The organism is Salinicola sp. (assembly GCF_982684285.1).
Genome location: NZ_CEXLVS010000525.1, coordinates 1 through 1,072 on the forward strand (window position 1 = coordinate 1; position 1,072 = coordinate 1,072).

Below are 1,072 nucleotides of genomic sequence, written 5' to 3' on the forward strand. Positions count from 1 at the left end.
ATATCCCCACGGGTCTTTAGGTAATGACTTAACATAACCTCCATGCTTATAATTTCGTGGTTCAGGAGATTCACTTGGCTTAGAAGCTAAAGATTCTAGACCTTGACTTGTAGTTGGATAAACATAATTATCTAGCTGATACAGATCTAAAGCAGATTCTAAACTCACAATATCTGCTTTAGCTTTAGTGATTCTAGCATCATCAGCACGACCTAATATTTGTGGTGCTACCATTGTTGCTAAAATACCTAGAATCACAACAACAACCATGATTTCTAATAAAGTAAAACCTAGTTGTGACCGCTTAAATTGTTTCATTCTAGTGTTCATTATATTTCCTTTTACGATAATACTAGGCCTTAGCCTACCAATGTGTTTAATTCAAAAATCGGTAATAAAATAGCAATAACAATAAATAATACGACTCCACCCATTGTTAAGATCAGTATAGGTTCAAATAGACCCAAAGCCATTGCGACTAACATCTCAAACTCTCTATCTTGGTTATCGGCAATTCGCTCTAACATATCATCTAATTCACCACTTTTCTCACCATTAGCAATCATATGTATCATCATTGGTGGAAAATATTCTGTATCTGCCAAGGCGCGGTTCAGACTCGCACCTTCTTGTACTTTTGTTGCTGCTTCAGCAACAGCAAGTCGTAAACAATCGTTATTAAGCACCCTACCACTAATCTTTAACGCATCTAATAATGGAACGCTGCTTGAAATTAGGATACTTAATGTACGTGAAAATCGTGCAGTATTAACGCCTAAAATCACTTTACCCAATGCAGGTATCGCCAGAAGTTTTTTATGAATAAGAAAGCGTAAGCTGTCTTTTTGTAATGCCCATTTAGTCGTTAATATTAAAATAATAATAATAGCTAAAGCAAGCAACCAGAAATTCCTAACAGCATCACTCAAAGCAATCAAAATCTGAGTTGCAGTGGGTAATTCTTGACCTGCTGTCACAAACTGCTCAACAACCTGAGGCACAACAAAGGCTAACAAACCGGCTACCACAGCAATTGCAACAAAACTCAAAATAGTGGGGTAGAGCAAAGCCA

General features: G+C 36.8%; 2 protein-coding genes. Both read right to left on the reverse strand.

What is annotated here, in order from left to right; all coding sequences use genetic code 11:
- Window positions 1-330, reverse strand: a 330-nt coding sequence (gene gspG, locus AC3AYF_RS21645; protein ID WP_487780526.1) for a type II secretion system major pseudopilin GspG, incomplete at its 3' end; no start/stop codon positions are given.
- A 29-nt stretch (window positions 331-359) separates the two neighbouring features.
- Window positions 360-1,072 (reverse strand): type II secretion system F family protein (locus tag AC3AYF_RS21650; protein WP_487780527.1); only part of this gene is annotated, 713 nt, incomplete at its 5' end.